This is a genomic window from Bradyrhizobium sp. WSM1417 (assembly GCF_000515415.1).
GTDB lineage: Bacteria > Pseudomonadota > Alphaproteobacteria > Rhizobiales > Xanthobacteraceae > Bradyrhizobium.
The window spans coordinates 7,993,801-8,015,844 of sequence record NZ_KI911783.1 but is presented as its reverse complement, the minus strand read 5'-3'; the positions used below and the strand labels follow the sequence as shown (position 1 = coordinate 8,015,844).

Below are 22,044 nucleotides of genomic sequence, written 5' to 3'. Positions count from 1 at the left end.
CCGTGACGGGAGTGCTGGACTCGACAAGCCGCGGCGTACTGGATGCCCCGGTCAAGCCGGGGCATGACAGTCGAATGTATTGAGGCGGTTTGGCCTCATGCGTCAGCATCTCACGCCACCGACGCCTTCACCTTCACCGGATGAACCGCACGGAACGCGATCGCGATCCTGTTCCAGGCATTGATGGCGCCGATCAGCATGGTCAGGTTCACCGTCTCCGCATCGGAGAATTGCGCGCGGACCTGCTCGTAGACGTCATCGGGCGCGTGCGTCTCGGAGATCAGCGTCACCGATTCAGTCCAGGCCAGCGCCGCGCGCTCGCGGTCGGTGTAGAGCGGGGATTCGCGCCAAGCGTTGAGCAGATAGATGCGCTGCTCGGCCTCGCCGCGCTTGCGGGCGTCCTCGGTGTGCATGTTGATGCAGAAGGCGCAGCCGTTGATCTGCGACGCGCGGATCTTGACGAGCTCGATCAGCGATTTCTCAAGGCCGGTCGACTGGATCTGTTCTTCCAGCGCCATCAGCGCCTTCATCGTGTCGGGTGCGGCCTGGTAGAAATTCATGCGGGGTTTCATGGTCGTTCTCCTTGCTTGCTGGGTTGATGTCAGTGGGCGCCGCCGGCCGAGGCATGGCCGGCCTTCTTCAGGAAAAGGGTGGCGATCAGCGCGACGATCAGTGCCACGCCGAGCAGATAGAAGGTGTCGCTGAAGGCGAGGATATAGGCCTGCTTCTGCACGATATGGCCGATCGCAACATAGGCGCGATGCGAGGCGTCCGCACGGTCGAGAATGCCGTGATTGACGAAGTATTGGGTGAGCTGCTCCAGCCGTGTCCGCGTCGCCTGCTCGAACAGCGAGACTGACTGCATCAGCACGTTGGAGTGATACTGCTCGCGCTTGGTCAGCAGGGTCTGCAACAGCGCGATGCCGACGGCGCCGCCGAGATTGCGCATCATGTTGAACAGGCCAGAGGCCGAGCCCGCGTTCTCCGGTTCGATGCCCGAGGTCGCCACCGCAGACAGCGGTGCCATCACCAGCGCCTGGCCGATCGCACGAACCACGTTGGGCCAGAGCAATTGATCGGCGGCATAGTTGCCGGTCATGTAAATGTTCATGAAGTTGGATGCCGCGAACAGGACGAAGCCGACGCCGATGATGAGCCGCGCATCGAGCTTCTGCATTAGCCGCGGCACCATGGGGATCAGCAGGAGCTGCGGCAGCCCGGTCCAGGCCAGCACCATGCCGATCTGCTCGGCATTGTAGCCCTGGATGCGGGCCAGATATTGCGGCAGGATGAATACCGAGCCGTAGAGCGCTATTCCCAGCAGGAAATTCGCGAGCATGCCGAAGCCGAAATTGCGGCGGACCAGCAGACGTAGGTTGAGGAGCGGCTTCTTCACGGTCAGCTCGATGATCAGGAAGGCGGTCAGCGCGACGGCCGCGATGATGGACAGCTTGACGATGAAGGGCGAGCCGAACCAGTCGTCCTTGTTGCCTTCCTCGAGCACGGTCTGCAGCGCCGACAGTCCGATTGCCATGGTGATGATGCCGGCCCAGTCGCCGTCGCGCAGCAACGACAGCTTCATGGGCTTTGCATCGAGGGCGTACCAGAGCATGCCGACCATGATCGCGCCGGGGACGACATTGACGTAGAAGATGTACTGCCAGCCAAAATTCTCGGTGAGATAGCCGCCGATGGTCGGGCCGATCGCGGGTGCGAACGTCGCCGACAGCGCGAACAGCGCAAGGCCCACGGGTTGCTTGGCGCGCGGCAAGAGCGTGATGATCAGCGTGAACGCCATCGGAATCAGCACGCCGCCGGTAAAACCTTGCACTGCCCGCAGCACGATCATCTGCGGCAGGTCCTGCGCCAGCGCACAGGCGGCCGACAGGATCAGGAACAGGACCGCGTTGGTGAGCAGATAGATGCGGATCGAGAACACCTGCGCCAGCCAGCCCGAGAGCGGGATGACCACGATCTCCGCGATCAGATAAGAGGTCGAGATCCAGCCGCCGTCGTCGATGCCGGCGCCGATCGCGCCCTGGATGTCGGCGAGCGAGGCATTGACGATCTGGATGTTCAGCACCGCCATGAAGGCGCCGAGCGTCGCGCCGATCACGGCAATCCAGGTCTTGGTCGACACGGCAGCCGTTGTGGGGGCCGCGACTGAACCGGGGATATTGGCGGCGGAGGCGGCGTTGGCGGTCGTTTGGAGCGTGCTCATGGAAGCCTCGTCTCGGTTACGGAGACAGGATGGATCAGGCAGTTGGTTTCGATAATCGGAGAAGCGCAGGAAGGATCATCCGTCAGGATTTGAAAATCCCACGGACCTTCCCGGCTTCAGCCGCCGTTCGGACGGGCCGCATTGTCGGCGAGGCGCTTGGCCGTCTCGCGCTCAGCCAGCACGGTCGCCTTGGTGTCGACTGTCGGCTCCGCGGACATGCCGGGGCGCAGCAGGCCGGTCAGGCTGTGGTCGTCAAGCACGATCTTCACCGGCACCCGTTGCACGATCTTGGTGAAATTTCCGGTGGCGTTGTCGGGCGGCAGCAGTGCGAATTCGAGCCCGCTCGCCGGCGAAAGGCTGTCGACGTGACCGCGCAGGGTTTGGTTGCGGAAGCTGTCGACGTGCAGCTCGACCGGCTGGCCGGCGCGGACATGGGTGAGCTGCGTCTCCTTGAAATTCGCCACGACATAGACCGCATCGAGCGGCACCACCGCCATCAATTGCGTGCCGGCCTGCACGAACTGTCCCACGCGCAAGGAGCGGGCGCCGACGGCGCCGTCGACCGGCGCGGTAATCTCGGTGTAGGAGAGATTCAGCGTCGCCTGCTCCGCGACCGCGCGCGCATGTTCGAACTGGGCCGTAGCCTGCGCGCGCTGGGTGGTGAGCACGTCGACCTTGCGTTGCGCGGCCACGAGGCCCGACCTGGCATGTTGCAGCTGTGCGTTGCTGGCGCGCAACGCAGCGTCAGTCTGTTGTGCGCGCTGAATCGTGCCGGAGCCCGACTTCATCAAATCGTCGTAGCGGGCGCGCTCCTCCTGCGCAAATTTCAGATTCGCGTCCGCAGCAGCGACATCGGCCGTGCTCTGCTCGATGATCGGCTGCTGGAGTTCGAGCTGGGCGTCGAGGTTGCGCACCGACGCTTCCGCCGCAGCGACATCGGCGCGGGCCTGGTCGAGCGCCGCCTTGAAGTCGCGGTCGTCGATCTTCGCCAGCAGCTGGCCCGCTTTGACTTTTTCGTTGTCGCTGACCAGCACCTTGGCGATGTAGCCCGAGACTTTTGGCGCGATGATCGTGGAATCGGCCTTCACATAGGCGTCGTCGGTTGTCTCGAGATAACGGCCGTTGACCCAGTAGTCGTGTCCGTAGTGGACAATCGCTGCTGTGCCCGCGAGGAACGCGAGCGCCAACGCCGCCCGCCGGACTATATTCCGGGTCGGACCACGCACCGGCACCGGCGGAGAAGCTTGCAGTATCTCAGTCGCTTGCTGGAAGTTTTCGCTGCGGGGCATCTCGGACATGGCAGTCTCCTGTCGGGTAGTTGAGACTATCGGTCTTCTTCGCTCGATCGATAATCGGCGAAATCCCGGAAGGATTATCCGCTGAGAGTGGATAGTCCGGGACTCCCGCCTACGCGTAAGGGTCTACCGAGCCGTAGGTGCGGCTGCCCCAGAGCGATTGCCGCCTCTGTCGAGGGATTGCGGCTAGCGCAACTGCCATGCCGCACACGGATGTTCTGACGGATAATCCGACGGAATTTCTTGCGATTGTTGACTAAGAGCGGATAATCAGTCGGCATGGATCGATTGACCAGTCTCGAAGTCTTCAGCCGGGTGGTCGAGACCGGCGGCTTCTCTGCAGCAGCCCGCAAGCTCAACATGTCGACCACCATGGTGAGCAATCACGTCCAGGCGCTGGAAGACCGGCTCGGGGTGAGGCTGCTTCAGCGCACCACGCGTAAGGTCAACCTCACCGAGATCGGCAAGGCCTATTACGACCGCTGCATCCAGATCCTCGCCGATATCGAACAGGCCGACGATATCGCGAGCGAATTGCAGTCGGTGCCGCGTGGCACGCTACGAATTCACGTCGCCACGCACATGGTGCCGTTCGTCGCGCCAGTGGTGGCAAAGCTCCTGTCGACCTATCCAGAGCTCAAGATTGATCTACGCATGGGCGAAGCCGAGATCGACCTCATCGAAGAAGGCTACGACGTTGCCCTGCGCATGACCGCGCCGCCGGATTCGAGCCTGATCGTCCGCAGCCTCGCCACCTGGCGCCACGTGCTGTGCTGCTCGCACGACTATCTCGAACGGCACGGTCGCGTGCAGAAGCTCGATGAGCTCACGGCGCACAATTGCGCCCGTCACTTGAATTATCCGTTCGGCGACGATTGGCGCTTCTTCGATCGCAAGGGCGCGCCCGCATCGGTGCGCATCTCCGGCAGCTTCATCACCAACAGCGGTGAGGCCTTGCGGAAGGTGGCGCTGGAAGGCGCTGCCGTCTGCCTGATGGCCGGCTTTCTCGTTCGGGACGATCTCGACGCGGGTCGCCTCGTTCGCCTGCTGCCTGAATATCGTCCCGTCGAGATGTCGATGAACGCCGTCTATCCGCACCGGCATCATCTGTCGGCGAAGGTCAGGACCTTTATCGACATGCTCGTGCATCACAGCGCCGAGCAGCAGAAGCTGATCAATCCCTATTCATGATGGGGGCGGCGCCGGCAGCCGCCCGAACACTGCGTCGAGCGCCATGCCGATCGCGAGCAGCCGGCGATCGCTTCCGGGCGGGCCGTCCAGCTCGAGGCCGACGGGCAATTTGCTGGTGGCGCCGAGCGCAATGGGAATCTGGATGCCGGGAATGCCGGCATTGCTGCCGGGATCGGTGTTCTGGATGAACAAGCCGAAATTCTCGAGGCTGCTGGAATCGAGATTGGAGGCGATGGCGACACGCGGCGTGGTCGGGAAGGCAATGGCATCGAGCCGGTTGTCGGCGAAAGTCCTGCTGTAGAGCGCCTGAAGCGCGGGGCGCGCTGTGTTGATCGCGGCGTCATAGATCGGCTTGGCGTCAACCAGCGTGCCATCGGGGGCGGGCAGTTTGCGCGGGATCACCAGCCCATCATAGGTGCCCTTCACGTCTGCGCTGGATATCTCCGCTGCCAGCGCCTCGATGCTGAGGCCGGTACCGGTGTGTCTAAGATACGCGACCATGTCGTCATAGGCCTCATACAGCACGACGGGAAAGCTCACCTGGCTGTTGAGTTCGGCGAGCAGCGGCATCTCGATTTCGATGACGGTGACGCCCTGCGCCTTCATTTTCGTGACGGCCGCCTCGAATGCGGCGTCGGTGTCGGCGTCGAGATTGGTCAGTATGGCCTTCACGATGCCGATCCGCACCTGGTTCAGATCGGCCGGCGCGATAGTATCGCCGCTCGTAATGACGCGGTCGAGCAGCGCGACATCCGCCATGGTCGCGGCCATGGGACCCGCGGTGTCGCGGGTGTGCGAGAGCGGTGCGATTCCGTCTTGCGGATAGCGGCCGATCGTCGGACGCAGCGAGGCGCAGCCGTTCAGCGCAGCCGGCACGCGGACCGATCCGCCAGTGTCGGTGCCGAGCCCGCCCGCGACGATCCGCGCGCCGATCGCGGCGCCCGTTCCGGAGGAGGAGCCGCCCGCGATCAGGGCGCGGTCATAGGCGTTGCGCACGCCGAACTCCGCGCCGGTCTTGAATGCGGTGTTGTAGCCGGAGATGCCGAAGGCGAGCTCGTGCATGCTGGTCTTGCCTATGATGACCGCGCCTGCGGCCCGCAGTTTTGCCGCAACCGGCGCGTCGGCCGTGGGAACGTAATCCTTGAGGGCCGGCGTGCCCGCGCTACAGGGCAGCCCGGCGACCTCGATATTGTCTTTGATCACGATGGGCACGCCGCCGAGCGGATTTGTCCGGTCGCCCGTCGCGTCGAATGCGGCCGCGGCCTTCAGGGCGCCGGCCTCGTGCAGGGTGACGAAGGCGTTGAGGTCGGCATTGGCTTTGGCACGGGCAAGAGCTTCAGTCGTGAGTGCGGCGCTCGTCACTTTGCCGGCGCGGAGGTCGGCGGCGGCCTGGGTGAGGGTCAACTGATCGAAATCCATGATGCGTCACCCGCTTGCCCGGCTCCATCATGGAGCCCTCGAATTCGGGAGGCTGAAGCCTCGCCGGCATCACGTCAACCGTGGGCGCAACTTTGCTTGCGATGCTGCGATCACATCGGCGAGAAGCCGTTCGACTGCTGGCTTCACCTTCGCGATCGCGATGTTCTTCACCGGCCCGTAACCGCGGATCTCCATCGGCGCCTTGGCGATCACGATGAGATCGGGCAGGCGCGCCGCATCGAGTTCGCGGAGCATACGTTCGATCACGTCCTCATACCAGGTGACCAGCTCTCGCTCGGTGCGGCGTTCGACGGTGTAGCCGAACGGATCGAATACTGTCCCGCGCAACCCTTTCAATCGCGCCAGCATGGCTAGCGGCAGCTGGATCCACTGACCGAAAGCGCGCTTGCGCGACCGGCCGCGCGCGTCGCGTTCCGACGGCAGGAAGGGCGGAGCGAGATGGTATCGGACGCTGAAACCGTCCTCGAACTCGCGCTTCAGCTCGTCGAGGAAGCCGCTCTGCATGTGCAGACGCGCCACCTCGTACTCGTCCTTGTAGGCCATCAGCTTGAACAGGGCGCGCGCGGCTGCCTCGGTGAGCGCCTCGCTGCCCAGCAGAGCCTCAGTGCGGCGGACTCTCTCGATAATGGACCGGTAGTGCGCCGCATAGGCCTCGTTCTGATAGGCGGTGAGGAAGTCGGCGCGGCGGGCGATGATCTGGTCGAGCGTCTCGGCTTTCGGCGCCTCGTCCGTCTTCGGCAGAAAGTCACGATCGGCCGCTGCAATCCGGCCCCAGGCGAAAGCCAGCTTGTTGCTTTCGACCGCGACGCCGTTGAGCTCGATCGCGCGCAACAGCGCCGAGAGCGAGACCGGCAGCAGCCCGTGCTGCCAGGCAAAGCCCAGCATGACGATGTTGGCATAGACGGCATCGCCGAGCAGGCGTTCGGCCAGTGCGTTGGCGTTGATGGTGTCGAGATTGCCGTCGCCGATCACCTGGCCGATCGCGCGCAGGCGGGCAGGTGAGGCGAGATCTGCGTCGCGGAAGCGGACGACGTCGCCGGTCGGCATCTCCGCGGTGTTGACCGCGGCCCGCGTGCCTTTCCGATAGGTGCCGGACGCCTTCGGCGAGGAGCTGACGACGAGGTCGCAGCCGATCAGCGCATCGGCCGCGCCCTGGTCGATACGGACCTGGTGCAACGCATCGGGGGATGCGGCCAATCGGATGTAGCTCAGCACCGGCCCGAATTTCTGCGCAAAGCCGGTAAAATCCAACACCGAGACGCCGTTTCGTTCGAGATGCGCCGCCATGCCGATCAGCGCGCCGACCGTGATCACGCCGGTGCCGCCGACGCCTGTGACGAGCAGATCATAGGGACGGTCGAGCGTTGCGGGCGCGGGCAGGGGAAGCGTGGCCGCGTGGCCGACTGCGTCGATCCGGCTTGCGCCCTTCTTCCGGCGTGTCGCGCCCTCAACGGTGACGAAGCTCGGGCAGAACCCGTTGAGGCAGGAGAAGTCCTTGTTGCAGGACGAGAGATTGATCCGGCGCTTCCGGCCAAAGGGCGTCTCTTTGGGCTCGACGCTGAGGCAGTTGGATTCAACCGAGCAGTCGCCGCAGCCCTCGCAGACGAGATCGTTGATGTAGGCGAAGCGTTTGGGTTCGGCCATCTGCCCACGCTTGCGACGACGCCGCTTCTCTGTCGCGCAGGTCTGCTGATAGATCAGCACCGAGACGCCGACGATGTCGCGCAGCTCGCGTTGCACGGCGTCCATCTCCTCGCGGGGATGGATACTGACGCCGATCGGCAGGTCCGCCGGCGAAAACTGTGCGGGATCGTCCGACACCAGCGCGATGCGCGCAACGCCCTCGGCGCGGACGCTGTGCGCGATGGCGTGGACGCTGATCGGGCCGTCGACGGGTTGGCCGCCGGTCATCGCGACGGCATCGTTGAACAGGATCTTGTAGGTGATGTTGGCCTTGGCCGCGATCGCCTGCCGGATCGCCATCGAACCGGAGTGATAGTAGGTGCCTTCGCCGAGATTCTGGAAGACGTGCTTGTTTCCGGTGAATCGTGACGAGGCGGCCCAGTTCACGCCTTCGCCGCCCATCTGGATCAGCGACGAGGTCTCGCGGTCCATCCAGCTCGCCATGAAATGGCAGCCGATGCCGGCTAGCGCCTTCGATCCCTCGGGCACCTTTGTCGATGTATTGTGCGGGCATCCCGAGCAGAAATAGGGCGTGCGCGTCGCACCGCTGACGTTGATCGTGCGCGCGGCTTCAGGCATCAAGGGGGCCACGCGTGCGGCGAGATTGAGGCCTGGGAACATCGGATCGAGACGGCGTGCGAGCACCCCCGCGAGCGCGCGCGGTGACAATTCGCCGATCCAGGAGATCAGCCGCGCCCCTTGCTCGTCATGCTTTCCGACCATGCGCTCGGGCTTTGCGCCGGGATAATCGTAAAAATATTCCTTGAACTGGCTTTCGATGATGCCGCGCTTCTCCTCGACCACGAGGATCTCGCGCTTGCCCTTCACGAACGCCATCGCGTCATGCAGCGCCAGCGGCCAGACCATGCCGACCTTGTAGATGTCGATGCCGATGCTGCGGCAGGCTGCTTCGTCGAGACCCATCAGCCGCAGCGCTTCCATCAGATCGAGATGCGCCTTGCCTGTGGTGACGATGCCGTAGGTAGCGCCCGGGATATCGTAGATGTGACGATCGATCGGATTGGCCTTTGCGAAGGCGTAGACCGCGTGTTTCTTCGCCTCCAGCCGCTCCTCGATCTGCGGGCCGGGCAGATCGGGCCAGCGATAGTGCAGGCCGCCAAGCGGCGGCGTGAAGTGCAGCGTGTGGAAGGCGCGCGGCGGGCGCAGCGCGACGGAAGCGCCGGATTCCACGATCTCCGAGATCGCCTTGAAACCGACCCACATGCCGGTGAAGCGGCTCAGGGCGTAGCCATATTCGCCGAATTCGAGATATTCGCTGACGCTTGCGGGGTGAAGCGTCGGCATGAACCAGCTCATGAAAGCGACGTCGGACTGGTGCGGCATCGAGGACGAGACGCAGCCATGGTCATCGCCGGCGACCACCAGCACGCCGCCATGCGGCGAGGAGCCGTAGGCATTGCCGTGTTTCAGCGCATCGCCGGAGCGATCGACACCGGGGCCCTTGCCATACCAGAGCCCGAACACGCCATCGACCTCGCGGTCGGCTTGCGTCTCGACCTGTTGTGAGCCGAGCACCGCAGTCGCGGCAAGATCTTCGTTCACTGCGGGGAGGAATTCGATGCGGTCCCGCTTCAGCCGCTCCTGGATGCGCCACAGTTCGAGGTCGATGCCGCCGAGCGGCGAACCGCGATAGCCCGAAATGAAGCCCGCCGTGTTCAGCCCCGCGGCACGGTCGCGCCGCACCTGGTCGAGCGCGATGCGGACGATGGCCTGCGTGCCGGTGAGGAAGACGCGACCCTCTTCGCGATCGTAGCGGTCGGAAAGCTCGTAAGGATCGAGAGACGGAATGGCGTCCATGCGGACCTCCCCACGGCATCCTTGCCGAATGGGAGAAGGGTAAGCCTGGGCAAGTGGTAGGTCTTACCTATCTTTCCGAATAGCTGGCTCATTATGGTAGAAGCAACCAAAATGATCTACAGAAAGGTAGATCAATCCATTTTGGTGGTTTCCATGATCGAAGACCAGGATGCGCGGATTCTCGCCTTCCTTCAGAAGGACGGCCGCGCCACCAACCAGCAGCTCGCCGACGCGGTCGGCATGTCAACATCGGCGTGCTGGCGCCGGGTGCGCGCGCTGGAGGAGAGCGGTGCGATCCGGGGCTATGCGGCCCTGGTCGCGCGCGAGCAGGCCGGCTTTGCGATGTCCGCGATCCTTCACGTCTCGCTGGAACGGCACGACGCAAAATTCGTCGACGAGTTCGTCGCGCGGGTGACAACGCGACGTGAGGTGCTGGAGTGCTTTGCGACAACGGGCGATGCCGATTACCATTTGCGCGTCGTCGTGCAGGACATGGCGGCCTACAACAGATTCCTAGACGACTTCATGTTCCGAATTCCCGGCATTCGCTATGTCAGAAGCAACGTGGTGCTGAAGGAGATCAAGACCGGCGTGGCGCTGCCGTTTTGAGAGGCCGCGCATCGTCGTCCCGGCGAAGGCCGGGACCCATAACCACGGATGCCAATTGCCTTTGCGAAGCCGTAACGACGAGTCCTAATCAAAACATCTGCTGCGGCGTATGGGTCCCGGCTTTCGCCGGGACGACACTGTTGGTGCAACCTGGATCACCGCTCCTCCCGCACGAATCTGTTCCGCAGCGTGCCGATGCCGGTGATGTCGATCTCCACGACGTCGCCGTGCTTGATGTCAGGCGAGGCTCCGTCGGTGCCCATCCAGATCACGTCGCCAGGCCATAACGTAAAGTATTTGGTCAGCTCGACCAGGAACGGCACCACGCCGAAGATCATGTCATTGGTGCGGAAGCGGTTGGTCTCCTTACCATTGACCCGGACGATCGTTTCCATCTTGTCGAGATCGGCCTCGGTCTCGATCCACGGGCCCATCGGCTTGAACGTGTCGGCGTTCTTCGACCGCCACAGGCTGCGGTCGGCCTTCTGCCAGCTGCGCTCGCTGACGTCGTTGCCGATGGTGTAGCCGAACACGCAATCCATGGCATTCTGTTTGGTGAGATGCTTGACCTTTTTGCCGATGACGACGACGAGTTCGCCTTCGTAGTGGATTTTGTCCGTTGCAAAGGACGGGATCACGACCTCCTCGCCATGTGCGATCAGCGCATTCTGGGCGCGATAGCCAATCTCGGGTCTGTCCGGCACCGCCGGTACTTCGCCGCGCTTGTCGGCTGCCTCCTTCAGGTGCTTCAGGTAGTTTAACCCGACGCAGTAGAAGGTGCGGGGAATTAGTGGCAGCTCGATTCTAACCTGCGACAGCGGATGCGTGCGCGAGGTGCGTTGCCATTCCACGAAGGGATCGCCGTCGACCGCGATGACCTGGTCACCCTCGACGATTCCCCAGGACGTCTTGTTCGTGGCGGTGAATTTCAGCCAGCGCATGCCCTGTCTCCGTTGTTATTCTGCGGCATCGCGCGGCTGCACTTTCCAGTCGCCGGCAGCCGGCCGCTTCAGCCCGAGATTTTCCCGCAGCGTCTTGCCGCGATATTCTTTCTGGAACAATCCGCGCCGCTGCAATTCCGGGACGATATGTTGCACGAAATCGGCATAGGAGCCGGGCACATAGGTCGCGGCGATGACAAAGCCGTCGCAGCCGCGCTCGACGAACATTTCTTCGAGCTTGTCCGCGATCTCCTTGGGGCCGCCAACCATCGCATCCTGGACCTGACCGCGGCCGGAGAAGGTGACGAAGTCGCGCGCGCTCGGATTGCTCTTGCCGGAGTTCTTGAGCACGCCGTCGCGGATGCCTAGAATGCCCTGCATGCTCTTCAACTCTTCCGTGGTGAGCGGCTCGTCGAGATCCTTGGAGGCGAAATCGTAGTTGAGCGCTTCGGCCAGCAGCGACAGCGCGTCGATCTGCAGCGGCAGCTGGTTGATCAGCGCCATCTTGTCTTCGGCCTCGGCTTTGGTCGCCGCGCAGATCGGTGTCGTCAGGTTGCAAAGGAACATCGCTTCCGGATCGCGGCCGGCTTTCGCGGCCTCGTTACGCACGGACGCATAGCCTTCCTTGGCGGCGGCGAGGTTGCGAGCAGCGGTAAAGATCACCTCGCCCCATCGACCAGCAAAGCGTTGCCCGCGGCCGGAGGCGCCGGCCTGAATGATCACGGGATGGCCCTGATCCGAGCGCGGCACGGTGAAGGGACCGCGCGACTTGTAGAATTTGCCCCTGTGATCGAGCCGCTTCACCTTGCCCGGATCGGCGAAGCGGCCGCTCGTCTTGTCCATGATGAGCGCGCCGTCCTCCCAAGTGTCCCAATGGCCGAGCACGACCTCCATGAATTCGTCGGCCTTGTCGTAGCGAGAATCATGTTCGGGATGAGAGTCGCACCCCATGTTGTGTGCCTCGCCGTCATTGAGCGAGGTGACGACGTTCCACCCGGCGCGTCCGCCGGACATCAGGTCGAGCGTTGCGAAGCGGCGGGCGATGTCGAAAGGCTCGAAATAGGTCGTCGAGCCGGTCGCCCCCAACCCGAGCTTCTCCGTAACCATGCCCATCGTCGTCAGCACGATCAGCGGGTCCATCTTCACGCAGCGGATGCCGTATTCGACGGTGTGGGTGTGATCGTTGCCGTAGCGGTCCGGCATCGCCAGCCGGTCGTCGAAGAAGGCCATGTGGAACTTGCCGGCTTCGAGGATTTTGGCGATCTCCTGATAATAGTCCGCCGACATCGAATCGTCGCGCGAGTCCGGATGGCGCCACGAGCTCGGCAAATTCGTGCAGTTCTGGGCCTGAAGGAAGCCGACCAGTACCATCTGCCGCGTCATGCTGCTGTTCTCCGAATTGCGTCAGGCCGAAATCCGTCAGGCCAGATCGAGGACCGTATCGAGCCTGTACTCGCGCGCGAGCGCGCGCAGTCTTTCCCAGGTCGCATCCTCGATCTCGATGCCGTCGCGCAGGCGCTGCTGCTCGCGCACGCCCTCGATCTCACCAGGATAGAACACGCCCTTGCTGCCCTCGGAGGGCGGGGTCGATTTGAGATAGTGTGCGAACTCGGCGACCTCGCGCTTGAACTCCTGCAGCGGGCGAAACGCGGCGACGTTGAACACGGCCATGAAGCAGCCGTCATTGTGCCGGCCCGTGGGCTCGACGCCGAAACCGAGGCCGGTGAGCAGGCCGCACAGAACCTCGACCATGGCGGCGAGCCCGCTGCCCTTGTAGCCCTCGGTGCCGCCGAGCGGCAGCAGCGCGCCGCCCTTGCGGTATTGGGTCGGATCGGTGGTGTGTCGTCCCTCGGCGTCGATGATCCATCCCCTCGGAATCTCCTCGTCGCGGGCGACCGCGAGCTGGACTTTGCCGGCCGCGACCGCAGAGGTCGCCATGTCCAGATAGAAGGGCGCATCGAGGTCGGACGGCACCGCGATCGAGATCGGATTGGTGCCGAGCCGTGCCTCCCTGCCACCGAACGGCGCCACATGCTTCGGCGAACGGCCGGAATCCGCCGTTGCGATCCCGATCATGCCTTCGCGCATCGCCATCAGCGGATATGCGGCGAGGCGGCCGACATGGCTCTGCCGAAACACGGTGCAGGCGGCGACATTCGCCGTCTTCGCTTTCTCGATCGTCAGCGCCATCGCCTTGGCGTTAACGTGGAAGCCAAACCCCCACTGGCCGTCGATTACGGTCGTCGTCGGCGATTCCTGCACGATAGTCCATTTGGCGCCGGGCACGATGTGGCCGGCCTTGATCCGGTCGACATAGGTGGGAATGGCGATCACGCCGTGGGAATCGTGGCCGGCGAGATTGGCGTTGACGCAGCCGCTTGCAACCGCGTCGGCCTCTTCCTCGGAAGCCCCGGCGGCACGAAGCAGCGCGGCACTGATGCGCGTGAGGCGGTCGGCCCGGACGATCGGCATGGCGTTTCCTCAGGTCTCGCCCTTGGCGGGCTGTGCTTGTTGGAGGCCATCGTCTCAAAGCACCGGGGCGATATCAATCTCCCGTAAACCAATACAGGGCTGCAAATTCGTAAAGGGAGCGCGTCTTTGGCCGAAACCGCCATCCAGTACAGCGACTTTTGACAGTTTCGCGACAGCTGTTTGCAGCTCGTTCACTTTGATCGACGTTTTGCAGCGCGCAATAACGACCACTTAGGCGATCGGCGGTCATAACGTCATCCGGGAAAAAAAGGCAGAAATGCCCGGGAGCTGAGATCGTGCCGACGACACTCGCGCGCACCTTTGCGGCGTTGAGCGCCATCAACGAAGCGATCCTCTACGCGAAATCGCCGGATGAGCTGTACCAGAAGGTCTGCGACGCCGGGTTTGCGAGTGGAGACTTCATGGCCGTGGCCGTGTTCCTTGTGGAGCCGGATGGCCATAAGCTTCGCTTTGCCGCTGGTCGCGGCGATGACGTGGCGCGGCTGAGCGCGATCGAGATCACCACGCAGGCTGGCACGCCGGAAGGCCTGGGCGTGGGCGGCGAGGCGTTCCGCAGCCAGAAGCTCTGCATCAGCAACGATTTCCTGAACGATCCGCGTTCGCTGGCATGGCGCAACGGCGCGGTGGCGGCGGGTGTCGGCGCGGCCGCGGCGCTACCCCTGGTCTGCATGGGACGCAGTATTGGGGTGTTGTATGTTACGCGGTCGGGCGCCGGCTCGCTCGACGAGGCGATGGTCTCGTTGTTCGAACGGATGTCGGCCAATATCTCTCACGCGCTGGAGAGCTTCGCGACCGAGGGAGCCCGCCTGGATGGCGAGCGGGCAGTGCGGCGGCTCAACCGCATGTTCGGCGCGCTCAGTGCGACGAACGAAGCAATTCTGCAAGCCAGCACTGAACTGGACTTGTACCAGCGGGTCTGCGACGCCGCTGTTTATAGCGGCAAATCGCTTGCCACTTTCGTTCTGCTGCACGAGCCGGATTCCGAATGGCTGACGCCGGTGGCAGCGACCGGACATAATCTGGATCTGATCAGACAGTCGCGCTACTCGATTGATCCGGAGAGTCCCTACGGCAAGGGCATCTCCGGCGAGGTGTTCCGGACCCAGCAAGCGATCGTCGAGGACGACCTCGTCAATCGTACCAAGGGGACCACCTGGGAGCAGGCCAACGTCAATGCCGGCGCCGTCGCCTGCGTGGCTGCTCCCTTGATCAAGCGTGGCACCAGCATCGGCGTGCTGTTTTTCTTCGTGAGCAAAGCCTGGGCGAAAGACGAAGGCATCGTCGCATTGTTGCTGCGCATGACCGAAAACGTGTGCTTTGCGCTCGAGAACTTCGACCGCGACAAGGAGAAGGCCCAGATCGCCTTGGAGGAGGATCGGCTGGCGCGCATGTACGCGGCGCTAAGCGCGACCAACGAAGCCATTCTGCGGGCAAGGTCGCGCAGCGAACTGTTGGATCTGGTTTGCGAAGCCACGGTGCACGGCGCCAAGTTCGCCTCGACCTCCATTGCATTGCTTGACCGCGATGCGGGACTGCTTCGTGTTGTCGCGTCCTTCGGACCGAACGCCGAAGAAGTGCGATCCTTCAGACTCTCGGTCAGCGACAAGGAGCCGGAAGGACGCGGGCTGACCGGCACCGCGTTCCGGACGCGGCGGCCCTGTGTCAGCAACGACGTCCTGGCAGACGCCCGCCTCGAGCCTTGGCACGCCAGCGCGCGTCGCAATGGCATTAGGTCCTCAACCGCGATGCCGCTGTTCAACGGCGACAGCGTCGAAGGCGTATTCCTGTTCAATTCGCCCGAGTGCGGCACTTTCACGGACGAATTCGTCGAGCTGTTGCGCAAGCTCCAGGCCAATGTCGCTTTCGCGTTGGAGAACTTCGACCGTGCCGACGAGAAGGCGAAGGCCGACAGGCAGCGTGACAGGTTGAGCGGCATGTTCGAGGCGCTGAGCGCAACGAACGAGGCCATCATGCGCGCCAAGACGCGCGAGGAGCTGTTCGAAGGGGCGTGCCAGGCAGCCGTGCTCGGCGGCGTATTCGCCTCCGCGACAATCGGCATTTTGGACGACAAAAGTGAACTCGTCCGGGTGGTCGCCGTGAGGGGACGCCTCCAGGAACGAATGGTGGGACGCACCTGTCGTGTTTCAGCTGACCATCCTGAGGGCCGGGGAATCATAGGGATTTCGCTGCGGACCCGCCGGGCCAGTGTCATCAACGATTATCTGAATGATCCGCGATCGGTGCACTGGCATTCCAAGGCGATCGAGGATGGAACCCGGGCTGCTGCCAGCTTCCCACTGCTGAGAGCCGGCCAGGAGCCGATTGGCATCCTGCTTTTCCTCGCACCCGAAGAGAATACGTTTACACCCGATCTGGTCGAGCTGCTCGGGCGCTTGGCTGAAAACGTGTCTTTCGCCCTCGACAATTTCGAACGTGCGGAGGAGAAGGCCCGCACCGAGGCGCAGAAGGAACGCCTGACGCGGATGTTTGCGTCGCTGAGCGCCACCAACGAGGCGATCATGCGGGCGAAGTCGCGCGCCGAACTGTTCGACCTCGTCTGCCTTGCCGCCTCGAATGGCGCCAAGTTCACCTCGACAACCATTGCGCTTGCGAGGGCCGACAGCGACCAACTGGAGATCGTGTCGAGCGCCGGACCATCGTCTGACACCACGCGCAATGTCCGCCTGTCAATCGACCCCGAACGTCCCGAAGGGCGCGGGATGAGCGGCACGGCGTTCCGCACACGCCAGCCCTGCATCAGCAACGATTATCTCAACGACGATCGCGTCCGCGCCTTTCATAACATCGTCCGCAACGACGGCGCTCGGTCGGGCGCGGCTTTTCCGCTCGTCGCGCACGATCAGGCCGTCGGCGTCATGATCTACATGTCCACCGAGCCGGGCACCTTCACGGCCGAGTTCGTTGAGCTGTTGCAGCGCCTCGCCGACAACGTCTCCTTCGCGATGGAGAATTTCGACCGGGCCGACGAGAAAAACGAGGCCGACGAGCGGATCGAATACCTCGCTTCGCACGACAGCCTGACCGACCTGCCGAACCGAGAGACCTTCAACGCGCTGCTGCATCAGGCGATCGACGAAGCGCAGCGCCACGATCACCGCTTTGCGGTGCTGTTCATCGACCTCGATCGTTTCAAGGTCATCAACGATTCGCTGGGCCACGAGGCCGGCGATCTGCTCCTGCTCGAAGTGGCCAACCGGCTGCGTGGTGCGCTGCGCGCAAGCGACGTGGTGGCGCGGCTCGGCGGCGACGAGTTCGTGGTGATCCTCGATCGATGCGGCGAGATCGATGACGTCCAGCGCATCGCGAACGAGCTGTTGACGGCGCTTGCCGAACCCATGCAGCTAGCCGGGCATGAGTGCCACACCACGGCCTCGATCGGCATCGCGATGTATCCAACCAACGGCTCCGACGCGCTGACGCTGACCAAGAACGCCGACATGGCGATGTATCTCGCCAAGGAGGATGGCAAGAACGGCTATCGCTTCTTCTCGAAGGAAGTGAAGACGCAGTCGATCGAGCGGCTGTCGCTGGAGAGCGCGCTGCGCCGGGCGCTGGAGCGGGATCAGTTCACTTTGAACTACCAGCCCAAGGTGGACATGGTGACCGGCCAGATCACGGGCGTGGAAGCCCTGCTGCGCTGGACGCATCCCGATCTCGGCAATATCTCACCGGCGCAGTTCATCCCGCTAGCGGAGGAAACCGGACTGATCGTGCCGATCGGCCGCTGGGTAATGAAGGAGGCCTGCGCTCAGGCCATGGCCTGGCAGCGACGCGGCTTGTTGCCGGTGTCGATGGCGGTGAACCTGTCGCCGCGCCAGTTTGTCGACGAGCATCTCTTGCAGGACGTCGACGAGGCGCTCGCTGCAAGCGGCATGTCGCCGGTTCTGCTCCAGCTCGAAGTCACCGAGAGCATGATGATGCGCAATGTCGGACGTGCGATCAAGGTGCTCGACGCCATCCAGAGCCGCGGCATTCGCCTGGCGATCGACGATTTCGGCACCGGCTATTCGTCGATGTCGCTGATGAAGCATTTTCCGATCGACACCATCAAGATCGACCGCTCCTTCGTGCGCGACTTGCCGCAGGATGCGGAGGATCAGGCGATCGCGCAGGCGATCATCAGCATGGGCAAGGCGCTCGGCATGACCGTCGTGGCGGAAGGCGTCGAGAACGCCGAACAGGAGGCGTTCCTGCGCGCCCATGGCTGCGACGAGATGCAGGGCTTCCTGATCTCCAAGCCGATACCGGCGCGGCAGATGGCCGAGCTGCTGCGGCCGATGCAGCTGCCCGGCGCGCCGCCGCTGCAGCCGGAGCGGGACTATGCCGCTACCGAGGCCGCGGCGCTACGGCTGAAAAGCGCTGTCGTCTGATGGCTGCGGGTGCAGCTCGCGGACGTCCTCGTCCCTGATCTCCGTCTTGCGTGGAAAATCATCCGGCCAGGGAAGCGAGGTTTGTTCAGCGAAGAGCGTGATAAGGACATGTGCTCCTTCGGCAAAGCTCGCGCCGTCGCCAAGGCCGAGCTCAAGACACCATGCCTGCCGCATCGGCTCGTGCGTGTCGAGCACCGCCATCGCTGGACCCCACCACCAGGCAGGGGCCGGCGATCGTTCGTCCTCCGGCACGGCATGCCAGAGGACGAGCTCGTCCATCATGCGCTCGAATTGCAGGCTTGCGGCCTGATGCATTCGTTCCGTGCTCCCTTGGGTCGCGCCTGAAAGCAGGCCGATGCGCGGACTCGATCGTGGCCTTCGCTGTGAAAAGCTGGCTCGCGCTATTGGCTGAGCTGATTTGCCGCTCGTGTCAGCGACATACAAAACATGCGGCGGCCGGGAAAGTTGCCGACGCCGACTGTGACAGTCTCTTTAGCCGCTTATGAGCCCGGCCCGCAAGGCGCAATACCGGCGCCGCTGGCGCTGACATAGCGCAGGCGGGGCTGATAACCGGCGGCGGTATCGTTCTCAACTCACCGATTGAAGGGCCGGTTGCGGCTGAACAGCAGATAGATGGCGCGAGGGTTGGTGGTCAAATAACGCCAGAACAGGCGGCGGGGCTCGAGCAAGGTGCGCCAGGCCCATTCCAGGCCGATCTTCTGCATCCATCGCGGCGCGCGCGCGCGGCTGCCCGACAAGAAGTTGAACAGGCCGCCGGATGTCTTGATGACGCCGACATTGGTGAGATGCGGGGTGAATTCCTCGACGAACGCCTGCTCGTTTGGCACGCCCAGCGCAACCCAGAGATAATCCGGCGCGAGCGCGTTGATCTCGTCGACCTTCGCGCGCAGCGCATCGCCTCGGAGATAACCGTGGCTGTAGCCGACGATCTTGAGGTTTGGATACATCTTCCGGACGTTCTCGACCGCAGCGGCGTTCTCGTCCTCGCTGGCGCCGAACATGTAGAAGGTGCGGCCGACCGCTTCAGCCTTGCGCGCGACGACGTGAAACAGGTCCGTCGTGGCGACGCGCTCGGGCAGCGGAAACCAGGATTGCAGCCTGGACGCCGCCACCAGCGGCTGGCCGTCGGCGTTGATGAGGTCGGCGCCGCGGAACAGGCGCTCGGTCTCCGGTTCGGTCGAGCACCGCGCCAGCACCTCGCCATTGGCCGAGGTCAGGTGCAGCGGACGGCCGATGCGATGGCGCGGATCGGTCGCCTCGATCATGAAATCTGCGGTCGCTTCCAGGTCGAGCGCGGCCATGCGAAGGCCGCCGATGGTGATCCGCGGCACGTCGGCGGTCGCGGCCCGGCCATCGAGATTGATGCGGCGCTCAAGCATATTGTCTGCCTCGTTGGCGAGCTTGGGCCATAGGGGTGAGTTCGTCGAGCACGACGCCGACGAGCTTGCGTTCGGCGCGGCCGAGCGTGCCCAATATCTCTTCCAGGCCGTCGTTGATGTCGAGGCTGGTCGGCAGCACCGCCACCAGCGCGTCGGCATCATCAAGCAGCTTACGGCTGCCGGCCGTGAGTGGCGCCGCGGGGCCGTCGAGGATCACGAGATCATAGCCGCCGGCGGAGCGCGCCTGCTCGATGGCCTTGCGGATGGCGTCAGTGGCCTTGCCAGCGTCGCCTTCGACGGCCGGCAATACCGAGATGCCGTTGAGTGTCTTGATCTCGCGTGCGGCCTTGCTGCCGATCGAAAGCCATCCGACCTTGCTCGGCTCGCTCTTGCGGGGACGGTTGACCTTGTTCGAGAGCGAGTGCGCCTGATGGTCGGCGTCGATCATCAGCACCCGGGCGCCGTCGCGCGCGGCCGCGAGCGCGAAATTCAGCGCCGTCACGCTGCGCCCGGTGGTCTCGCTGGCATCGACGAGCGCGATGACCGGCATTGTCTTTCCGCCGGCGCGCCGGGCCGCCGTAGCGCGCATGTCGCGCCAGGCGTTGAGCAGCGTCGTCAGTGGAAAGCCGGGGCGCAGCGTTGGCCAGCCCAGCCGGGTGAGATCTATGCCGCCGCCGGTGGCGAGAATGGCGCCGAGCGTGTGGATGACGTCGGCCTCCTGCAGCCGCGCGATCAGCGGCTTTTCGATCAGGGGCTTTTCGACCATCGAAGGTTGCAGCGGCGGGGCGGCGAGTTCCGGCAGTGCCTCCGCGACTTCCGGGGCTCGCGAGACCGGCTGGGCCCGGGCGGTCTCCGCCGTTCGCGAAGGCTCTGGAACTCGCGGAGCTTGCGGCAACGGAGTGCGATTGGGACGGGCCGGCGCCGGCGCGACCGCACCGGCGAGCAGCAGTTCGGCCGCGACGAACCAGCCCGATGCAGCGATTGCGCCGAAGATGAAACCGATCATGGCGAACAGGCTCATCGCCGGCGGGAACGAGCGCCGTTGCGGCACCGTCGCTTCGCCGATGATTCGGGCCGCCGAGGTGTTCAGCGTCTCCTGCTCCTCGGTCTCGCGCGAACGCTTGAGGAAGGATTGATAGACGTCACGGCTGGCATCGGCTTCGCGCTCGAGCTCGCGCAGGCGCACGGCGGCCTGGCTGAGCTGGACGCTCTGCCGCTTCTGTGCCTCCAGCGCCCGGCTGAGCGAGGCTTCAAAGTCGCGGGCGCGCGTCAAATCGTTCTTGGCGGACTGGGCGAAGCGGTCGATCTCTTCGTTGATGGTGCGCTTGAGATCCTCGACCTGCTTCTCGGTCTGGCGCAGCGCCGGATGACGCGGGCCGAGTTCGCCGGCCTGCTCCGCATATTTCTTGCGTGCGTCGGCATATTGCGCGCGCAGGTTCGCGATGGTCGGCGATTGCAGCGCCTCCGAGTTCGCGCCTGCATCTGCCGTGGTGCGTCGGCTCGCCTCGATCTGGTCGAGGCGCGCCTGCGCATCCATCGTCGCGGCGCGCGCGGCGGAAAGCCGCTGGTTGCTGGCGGAAAGCTGCTGGTCGCTGATCAGCGCATCTTGCGTGCCGACGAAATTGTTCTGGGCCTTGTAGGTCGCGAGCACGGTCTCGGCGTTGCGCAGCCGCTCGCGCAGCTCCTTCAGGCGGCCGGAGAGATCGTTGGTGGCGCGCCGCGCGGCGGACGCCTGCGAGTTGCGGGATTCCGCGAGGTAGGCGCTGGTCAGCGTGTTGGCGAGCATCGCCGCTTTCGCCGGATCGGTCGACCAGACCTCGATGTCGACGATGAAGCTCTTCTCGGTCTTGCGGATCGTGATGTGCCGGTTCAGCGCCTCGAGGGCAGCGAGCTGCACTTCCTTCTTTTCCGTGGCGGAGGGCGCGTGGGGCTGAAGGCCGATCAGGCCGAGCAGCGACGACATCACGCCTTTGCCGTCGGCGCCGCCGCCGAATTCGGGATCCTTGTCCAGGTCGGCCTGCTGGATCACCTGGAGCAGCACGCTGTTGGAGGTGATCAGGCGCGCCTGGCTCTCGACCACCATCGACATGCCGGATACGTCCTGCGCGCGAGGCGTCAGCTCGCGATCGACGAGCTGAAGTTCGCGCGGGTCGACATAGAGCTGTGCGGTGGCGGTGTAGCGGGGCGTCAGGCTTTTGCCCACGGTGACGGCGACCGTTGCACCGAGCAGCGCGGCGACGGCAATCGCGATCTTCCGCCGCCAGAGCAGATTGACGAGCTCCAGCACGTTGAAACCGGCCAGAGGCCGCTGCTGCGCGGCCTCCGGTCTGGCCCGGTCTATCGGCTGGTTATAGTCAAGCATGATCCCCAGCTTTCATTCCAAGTGCCGCGTGCTGAGGGGGTACTCTTCGCTCTACGCCACGCACCTCGGATATAGGTGCCCACTCAACGCAACAGGGAAAATTAACCATACTCATTGAGGGACTATTCACCGAAATGGCAAACAAAGCGTTTAAACACATGCCACTCTTCGACGCGTCGTCGTGACGCGTGCGATGGCGG

The 22,044-nt window shown here is 64.0% G+C and carries 14 protein-coding genes; 3 read left to right on the top strand and 11 right to left on the bottom strand.

Going from position 1 to position 22,044, the window contains the following annotated elements; genetic code table 11:
- Positions 1–110: 110 nt before the first annotated feature.
- From BRA1417_RS0139265 to BRA1417_RS0139255, 3 genes are all read right to left on the bottom strand, one after another.
- Complete coding sequence (locus BRA1417_RS0139265) at positions 111–572, bottom strand: carboxymuconolactone decarboxylase family protein (protein ID WP_027520480.1); 462 nt, start codon at positions 570–572, stop codon at positions 111–113.
- A gap of 29 nt (positions 573–601) precedes the next feature.
- Entirely contained in the window at positions 602–2,221 is a 1,620-nt protein-coding gene (locus BRA1417_RS0139260) for an MDR family MFS transporter (protein ID WP_027520479.1), read from the bottom strand.
- 116 nt (positions 2,222–2,337) lie between these two features.
- Entirely contained in the window at positions 2,338–3,519 is a 1,182-nt protein-coding gene (locus BRA1417_RS0139255) for an HlyD family secretion protein (protein ID WP_027520478.1), read from the bottom strand.
- 276 nt (positions 3,520–3,795) lie between these two features.
- On the opposite strand from BRA1417_RS0139255, the gene BRA1417_RS0139250 reads away from it, so the two are divergent.
- On the top strand, positions 3,796–4,707 hold the full coding sequence (locus tag BRA1417_RS0139250) for a LysR family transcriptional regulator (protein ID WP_027520477.1): 912 nt from the start codon (positions 3,796–3,798) through the stop codon (positions 4,705–4,707).
- Here BRA1417_RS0139250 and iaaH read toward each other — a convergent pair.
- Complete coding sequence (iaaH, locus tag BRA1417_RS0139245) at positions 4,702–6,126, bottom strand: indoleacetamide hydrolase (protein WP_027520476.1); 1,425 nt, start codon at positions 6,124–6,126, stop codon at positions 4,702–4,704. The genes BRA1417_RS0139250 and iaaH overlap by 6 nt on opposite strands.
- A gap of 69 nt (positions 6,127–6,195) precedes the next feature.
- Positions 6,196–9,648, bottom strand: coding sequence for an indolepyruvate ferredoxin oxidoreductase family protein (locus tag BRA1417_RS0139240; RefSeq protein WP_027520475.1), 3,453 nt, complete (start codon positions 9,646–9,648; stop codon positions 6,196–6,198).
- 153 nt (positions 9,649–9,801) lie between these two features.
- Between BRA1417_RS0139240 and BRA1417_RS0139235 the strand changes: the two genes are divergently transcribed.
- Positions 9,802–10,257, top strand: coding sequence for an Lrp/AsnC family transcriptional regulator (locus tag BRA1417_RS0139235; RefSeq protein WP_027520474.1), 456 nt, complete (start codon positions 9,802–9,804; stop codon positions 10,255–10,257).
- 155 nt (positions 10,258–10,412) lie between these two features.
- On the opposite strand, the gene BRA1417_RS0139230 is transcribed toward BRA1417_RS0139235, so the two are convergent.
- Genes BRA1417_RS0139230 through BRA1417_RS0139220 form a run of 3 tightly spaced genes read right to left on the bottom strand, consistent with a single transcriptional unit; the run spans position 10,413 to position 13,670 of the window.
- Positions 10,413–11,198, bottom strand: coding sequence for a fumarylacetoacetate hydrolase family protein (locus BRA1417_RS0139230; protein WP_027520473.1), 786 nt, complete (start codon positions 11,196–11,198; stop codon positions 10,413–10,415).
- 15 nt (positions 11,199–11,213) lie between these two features.
- Entirely contained in the window at positions 11,214–12,581 is a 1,368-nt protein-coding gene (locus tag BRA1417_RS0139225) for an LLM class flavin-dependent oxidoreductase (RefSeq protein WP_027520472.1), read from the bottom strand.
- A gap of 36 nt (positions 12,582–12,617) precedes the next feature.
- Positions 12,618–13,670: an Ldh family oxidoreductase gene (locus BRA1417_RS0139220; RefSeq protein ID WP_027520471.1), complete on the bottom strand. Its 1,053-nt coding sequence runs from the start codon at positions 13,668–13,670 to the stop codon at positions 12,618–12,620.
- A gap of 296 nt (positions 13,671–13,966) precedes the next feature.
- Here BRA1417_RS0139220 and BRA1417_RS0139215 point away from each other — a divergent pair, with 296 nt between their 5' ends.
- Positions 13,967–18,082 (top strand): GAF domain-containing protein, encoded by a 4,116-nt coding sequence (locus BRA1417_RS0139215; protein ID WP_027520470.1) that lies wholly within the window; start codon positions 13,967–13,969, stop codon positions 18,080–18,082.
- Here BRA1417_RS0139215 and BRA1417_RS0139210 read toward each other — a convergent pair.
- The 3 genes from BRA1417_RS0139210 to BRA1417_RS0139200 form a co-directional block, all read right to left on the bottom strand.
- Positions 18,056–18,397: a hypothetical protein gene (locus BRA1417_RS0139210; protein ID WP_027520469.1), complete on the bottom strand. Its 342-nt coding sequence runs from the start codon at positions 18,395–18,397 to the stop codon at positions 18,056–18,058. The genes BRA1417_RS0139215 and BRA1417_RS0139210 overlap by 27 nt on opposite strands.
- A gap of 278 nt (positions 18,398–18,675) precedes the next feature.
- The gene (locus BRA1417_RS0139205) at positions 18,676–19,482 is read right to left on the bottom strand and encodes a WecB/TagA/CpsF family glycosyltransferase (RefSeq protein WP_027520468.1); all 807 of its coding nucleotides are present in this window, start codon (positions 19,480–19,482) and stop codon (positions 18,676–18,678) included.
- Positions 19,475–21,844, bottom strand: a complete 2,370-nt coding sequence (locus tag BRA1417_RS0139200) for an exopolysaccharide transport family protein (RefSeq protein ID WP_027520467.1) — start codon at positions 21,842–21,844, stop codon at positions 19,475–19,477. The genes BRA1417_RS0139205 and BRA1417_RS0139200 overlap by 8 nt, the downstream gene beginning before the upstream one ends.
- Positions 21,845–22,044 lie beyond the last annotated feature (200 nt).

Excerpts from the sequence above, each read along its gene's own strand:
- BRA1417_RS0139265 (WP_027520480.1), bottom strand. The coding sequence starts at position 572 with ATGAAACCCCGCATGAATTTCTACCAGGCCGCACCCGACACGATGAAG.
- BRA1417_RS0139260 (WP_027520479.1), bottom strand. The coding sequence starts at position 2,221 with ATGAGCACGCTCCAAACGACCGCCAACGCCGCCTCCGCCGCCAATATC.
- BRA1417_RS0139255 (WP_027520478.1), bottom strand. The coding sequence starts at position 3,519 with ATGTCCGAGATGCCCCGCAGCGAAAACTTCCAGCAAGCGACTGAGATA.
- BRA1417_RS0139250 (WP_027520477.1), top strand. The coding sequence starts at position 3,796 with ATGGATCGATTGACCAGTCTCGAAGTCTTCAGCCGGGTGGTCGAGACC.
- iaaH (WP_027520476.1), bottom strand. The coding sequence starts at position 6,126 with ATGGATTTCGATCAGTTGACCCTCACCCAGGCCGCCGCCGACCTCCGC.
- BRA1417_RS0139240 (WP_027520475.1), bottom strand. The coding sequence starts at position 9,648 with ATGGACGCCATTCCGTCTCTCGATCCTTACGAGCTTTCCGACCGCTAC.
- BRA1417_RS0139235 (WP_027520474.1), top strand. The coding sequence starts at position 9,802 with ATGATCGAAGACCAGGATGCGCGGATTCTCGCCTTCCTTCAGAAGGAC.
- BRA1417_RS0139230 (WP_027520473.1), bottom strand. The coding sequence starts at position 11,198 with ATGCGCTGGCTGAAATTCACCGCCACGAACAAGACGTCCTGGGGAATC.
- BRA1417_RS0139225 (WP_027520472.1), bottom strand. The coding sequence starts at position 12,581 with ATGACGCGGCAGATGGTACTGGTCGGCTTCCTTCAGGCCCAGAACTGC.
- BRA1417_RS0139220 (WP_027520471.1), bottom strand. The coding sequence starts at position 13,670 with ATGCCGATCGTCCGGGCCGACCGCCTCACGCGCATCAGTGCCGCGCTG.
- BRA1417_RS0139210 (WP_027520469.1), bottom strand. The coding sequence starts at position 18,397 with ATGCATCAGGCCGCAAGCCTGCAATTCGAGCGCATGATGGACGAGCTC.
- BRA1417_RS0139205 (WP_027520468.1), bottom strand. The coding sequence starts at position 19,482 with ATGCTTGAGCGCCGCATCAATCTCGATGGCCGGGCCGCGACCGCCGAC.
- BRA1417_RS0139200 (WP_027520467.1), bottom strand. The coding sequence starts at position 21,844 with ATGCTTGACTATAACCAGCCGATAGACCGGGCCAGACCGGAGGCCGCG.